Source organism: Flavobacterium sp. (assembly GCF_035760125.1).
In the GTDB taxonomy this organism is placed as follows: Bacteria; Bacteroidota; Bacteroidia; order Flavobacteriales; family Flavobacteriaceae; genus Flavobacterium.
The window spans coordinates 1-4,562 of record NZ_DASTTN010000429.1; the positions used below are offsets into that span (position 1 = coordinate 1).

General features: G+C 35.0%; 3 protein-coding genes and 1 pseudogene. 3 read left to right on the plus strand and 1 reads right to left on the minus strand.

All coding sequences use genetic code 11. The features are described from left to right. Window positions 1-242: 242 nt before the first annotated feature. A complete protein-coding gene (locus VFS71_RS15125) occupies window positions 243-1,529 on the minus strand; it encodes a S28 family serine protease (RefSeq protein WP_326402270.1) in 1,287 nt (428 codons plus the stop codon). A 155-nt stretch (window positions 1,530-1,684) separates the two neighbouring features. On the opposite strand from VFS71_RS15125, the gene VFS71_RS15130 reads away from it, so the two are divergent. The 3 genes and pseudogenes from VFS71_RS15130 to VFS71_RS15140 form a co-directional block, all read left to right on the plus strand. Beyond that, window positions 1,685-2,647, plus strand: a complete 963-nt coding sequence (locus VFS71_RS15130; protein WP_326402271.1) for an ornithine cyclodeaminase family protein — start codon at window positions 1,685-1,687, stop codon at window positions 2,645-2,647. Window positions 2,648-2,652: 5 nt separating this feature from the next. Then, entirely contained in the window at window positions 2,653-3,720 is a 1,068-nt protein-coding gene (locus tag VFS71_RS15135) for a proline racemase family protein (protein ID WP_326402272.1), read from the plus strand. A 2-nt stretch (window positions 3,721-3,722) separates the two neighbouring features. Beyond that, a pseudogene (locus VFS71_RS15140) lies at window positions 3,723-4,562 on the plus strand (trehalase); the annotation flags it as partial.

A 4,562-nucleotide genomic window follows, 5' to 3' on the forward strand; every position in this document is an offset into this window, starting at 1 on the left:
GGGATTTCAAATATTTGAAATCCCTTTATTATGAATTATTCTAAATTAAAACAACTAAAGTTTCGAAAATTCTTCTGCCACCTTTTTTTGCTAAAAATACAAGACCCATTCAAATCTTGGCAGAACCATTAATTAAAATCGGTACAACTTTTAGAGAAAGGTCCAAATACGTCTCATTTTATTTCCGATTCTGCTGGAAATGCTTTTCGGCATTTCTGAACAAAATCTATGAAAACAGTTTTTTATTTCAACCAACGGTCTAATGTTTTCATTATTTTTTCCTGATCTTCTTTCGTAAAATTTTTCACTCTGGTAGCGTGACTGCCTCCAGGAAGAACCATTTTTAAAGCATCCAAATCAGGATTTGGAGTTGGAGCACAGGACCCCCAAGTATCAAAACCCCCATAAATATAAAGGATTTTATCTCCCTTTGTCTCTATATATTTACGCACCTTTTTTATGTATTTTGGATGATACGTAATCGTGACCTCTTTTGGTGCAAAACGTGAATTAGAAGTGCTTTTTACCGTTTTCAACAAATCACTTACGGGTCCAAAATCAAAACCATAATATCCTAATTCGCTCAGATGCTGATAATAAGAGGGCAATAAATCAAAATATTTTTGATCATTATAGGTGCTGATTCCAACTATCTTATTCAAATAATCAAATAATTCTTTGGAGCTGGCTCCCTCAACAGGAATATCTTCACATTTTCCTCCCCATTGCCAAAAAGAAAATGGAAATTCTAAAGTGCCATATTCTAAGGCTTCTTCAATAGAAACTTCAGTAAAAGTCATTTTTTCTTTCTCGGCATATTCTTTAATTTCCTTCAAAAGAGCTTCTCTATTTTGCAATAGAGCTCTCTGAAAATGAATGATTTTTGCTCTGCATTCGGGTGTCCCCACAATTTTCACATGATCCACAGTTCTTGGATCTTCCTGGGTATTAATCAATGGAGCTACATAAGGCATTGCCACATCTACATCATTGGGGTATTTCGATTTATAAATTAATGTGGTTTCTCCCCCTTTACTTATTCCTGTCGAAATCCATTTCCCTTTGTACAATTCTTTCAATTTTGTTGTGATGTTATGGTAATCCTCGATTGCCTGATCATTGGTTAAATATTGCCATTGAACTGGATTTGGCCTTGATTTACCATAAAATCGATACTCTACAGCAACTTGATTTGCGTTTAGCAATTTACTCACTTCGCTTTTTATGTTACCTGTATTATATCCGTGGGTTTCAATTACCATTGGACTCTTAAAATCACAATGAGAAAGGTAAATATAATGTTTAAAGGTTCCCTTTTCAGGATGTTTGTGATCCATAGGTTCATTCAAAATTAACTGATACGATTCAGTATAACCTTCTAAATTCTTAATTTCAGAAATATCAGCATCAGGAAACAGCTCAATTAATTTTTTCTTTAAATCCGTTTGAGCAATTGTTCCTGTTTGGGCAAAACTCAAATAAGAACAAAAAAGGAATGATAGTATCAGTAGAATATTTTTAATTTTCATTGCATATTGGTTAGAATTATTTTTTAAAAATACAATCTCATCACACCTCAAAACGATACTATATTAACCTCAAATTGTAATATTTTATCTGATACGGATTGAAAAGTATTTAAAAAAAATAAAAAGTTTAATTTTATTAAAAATCCAACCTTATAATGAATACTATTCAACTCATTTCTGATTCGTTTATAGAAAATAATTGCAATTTTAAACTTCTTATTGATCGGTTAAAAGATGGTTTTGCAAACCCATCTATAGAAGTACCAATGCGCCATCACCACGACTATCCAAATCCTCCAGAAGACAAAGACTCTACTTTGCTACTGATGCCTGCCTTTAATCCTGGGGTAGATGCGGGGGTAAAAATAGTAACAGTAAGTCCCAATAATGGCAACTATAATCTTCCTGCCATACAAGGAACCTATATTTATTTGGATGCCCATAAGGGTAATGTTAAAGCAATTTTGGATGGAAAATCACTAACTACAAAACGTACGGCTTCAACCTCAGCATTGGCCAGCAGCTATCTCTCCAGAGAAAATGCCTCTTCATTATTAATGATTGGAACAGGAGCTTTGGCTAAAAATTTAATCCAAGCACATGCCAGTGTACGGCCTATCACCAAAGTATATGTTTGGGGTAGATCATTGGAAAAAGCACAAGCGGTATGTGATGAAATATCGAATGCTTCTTATTCTTGCATAGCTATTACAAACATTGAAGATAAAATCTCCGAAGTCGACATTATCTCATGTGCAACTCTATCACCTACTCCTTTAGTCTTTGGAAAATGGCTGAAAGAGGGGCAACATCTCGATTTAGTGGGTGCCTATAAAAAGGATATGAGGGAAGCGGATGATGAAGCTGTTTTAAAATCATCAGTATTCTTAGACACTTACCAAGGAGGGTTAAAAGAAAGCGGTGATATTGTAATCCCTTTAAATAACGGTACTTTAAACATAGAAGATATTAAAGCCGACCTATTCGAGTTGTCTAATGGCTCCAAAAAAGGGAGAACATCCGAAAAAGAAATCACCTACTTTAAATCGGTTGGGCATGCTCTAGAAGACTTGGTTGCTGCCTCTTATTTTTATTCTGAATTTATATCCAAAAAATAAAAACTATGTCTTCCACTTATAAAAACATAATTTCAAAAACAGATTATACAGTACCTCAGAATTGGGTGCAAATTAAAACCATTGACATGCATACGGGCGGAGAACCCTTGCGTGTGATTGTTTCCGGGTTTCCTGAATTGAAGGGAACTTCCGTATTGGAATATCGCAGGGACATCAAAGAAAATTATGATTATTTGCGTACTGCACTAATGTTTGAACCTCGTGGTCATGCTGACATGTATGGTTGTGTTTTGCTTCCGCCAAACGATGAAACTGCCGATTTTGGCATCTTATTTATGCATAATGAAGGTTACAGTACCATGTGCGGCCATGCCATTATTGCAATCAGTACTTTAGCCGTCAACATGAATTGGATTACTGCAAAAGAAGGAGAAAACAAACTTGAAATTGATGCTCCTTGTGGCCGAATAACCTCCTATGTAAATGTTCAATCTGGAGATGTAACGGGAGTTCGTTTTCATTGTGTTCCAAGTTTTGTTGTAGGGCTGGATCGTGAAGTCGAAGTACCAGGAATAGGAACAGTAACTTATGATTTGGCTTATGGTGGTGCCTTCTATGCGTATGTAGATTTGAGAAAAAACAATACTTTAAAATTCGCCTTAACCGATTCTGATTATCGTACTATCATCCAAAACGGTATGGAGATCAAGCATGCTGTAATGCAACAAGACAAAGAAATACTGCATCCTTTTGAAGATGATTTGAGCTTTCTATATGGAACCATTTTTATCGATGATGCCCAGCAAAAAGAAAATCATAGCAGAAATGTTTGTGTTTTTGCCGAAGGAGAAGTCGATCGATCCCCTACAGGCTCCGGTGTTTCGGGAAGAATTGCTATAGAAAAATCAAGAAACACAATAGATTGCAACAGTAAACTGACAATTGAAAGTATTACGGGAAGTGTTTTTAAAGCTTCATTGTTTTCTGAAAAAGACTTCGGAACTTTTAAAGCCGTGATTCCTCAAGTGGAAGGAACAGCCCATATTACAGGTGCAAACACTTTTATTATTGACCCAAATGACCCTATGAAAAACGGTTTTATACTTAGATAAATATGAAACAGATTACAGCATTATTATCACTTATTTTTTTTAGCCAAGCTAATTTCGCTCAAAAGACCTACCCAAATTTAGAGGCTAGCAAAAACATTCTCAATTACAAAGGAAATCCAACGAACGCAACCGACAGAAAATCATTGGCTTTTTCAGATAAAGGGGCTTGGTTTGGATTTGGATTTCTGGATTCCAATCAAGGGCAAGGTGGTTTTTCGGGACCTTATTTATTGACTGAACAAAACGGCGTTTGGATAAGCCCTTCATTGGTTTCGTTACATCTTAAAGATAAAAACCAACAGGAAATTATTGATTGGCAAACTGCTTTGGTGAATCAAAACAGTTACAATAGCCATTTGGAACAACAATTTCAGAATGAAAAATTGGATGTAAAACAACAATTAGTGTTTTCTTCCGGCCAATCGGCGATTCAAAAAACGAGTATTACCAACCGATCCACAGAAACAATAATGCTGCATCCCTCATTTGATTCAAAATTGTTTTTAGATGATTTGCAATTATCGAAAGAAAATCAAATAGTTAAACTCGTTTCCACAAAAAGCAAAGCCACAGGGTACATCCAATTTTCAAATGCTACTTCAATCGATATTACAAAAGACAGATATAAAGCCCAAATTGAAAAATTAATACTTAAACCAAATGAAACTGGAGTAATTCTGATCTCCCAAACTTTTATTTTCCCGCAATATTCATGGCAAAAAGAAAAGGAATCTTTAGCGAAAGCAAAATTCAACACTATTCTTTCTAGCTCCCAAAAAGAAAAGGAAAATCAATTAGCTCAATTAATAGCCAAAAAGAAAGCAGTTTATAACGATTTGATC

Coding starts and splice junctions, on each gene's coding strand:
- VFS71_RS15125 (WP_326402270.1), bottom strand. CDS start 1,529: ATGAAAATTAAAAATATTCTACTGATACTATCATTCCTTTTTTGTTCT.
- VFS71_RS15130 (WP_326402271.1), top strand. CDS start 1,685: ATGAATACTATTCAACTCATTTCTGATTCGTTTATAGAAAATAATTGC.
- VFS71_RS15135 (WP_326402272.1), top strand. CDS start 2,653: ATGTCTTCCACTTATAAAAACATAATTTCAAAAACAGATTATACAGTA.